We start from the raw sequence: 429 nt of genomic DNA on the forward strand, positions 1-429 counted from the left end.
TCAACGCCAAGACGCCCTATATGTATTCGACCTACGAAGCGCCCAGCTTCGGCGAGCCCGAATGCGAGAGCCAGCCGACCGATCGGAAGAAGGTCGTCATCCTTGGCGGTGGTCCCAACCGGATCGGGCAGGGGATCGAGTTCGACTATTGCTGCTGCCACGCCTGTTTCGCGCTGGCGGATGTCGGCTTCGAAACGATCATGGTCAATTGCAACCCGTAGACGGTGTCGACCGACTACGACACCGCCGACCGGCTCTATTTCGAGCCGCTCACGGCCGAGGACGTGCTGGAGATCATCGCCAAGGAGCGCAGCAACGGCACCCTGCATGGCGTCATCGTGCAGTTCGGCGGGCAGACGCCGCTGAAGCTGGCGCGGGCGCTGGAAGCCGCCGAGGTGCAGATCCTCGGCACCTCGCCCGATGCCATCG

The 429-nt window shown here is 63.9% G+C and carries 1 pseudogene; it reads left to right on the top strand.

From position 1 onward, the window contains the following. A pseudogene (locus tag AACY49_RS31330) lies at positions 1-429 on the top strand (carbamoyl phosphate synthase preATP-grasp domain-containing protein); the annotation flags it as partial.

Source organism: Pseudomonas sp. EL_65y_Pfl2_R96 (assembly GCF_963970905.1).
In the GTDB taxonomy this organism is placed as follows: domain Bacteria; phylum Pseudomonadota; class Gammaproteobacteria; order Pseudomonadales; family Pseudomonadaceae; genus Aquipseudomonas.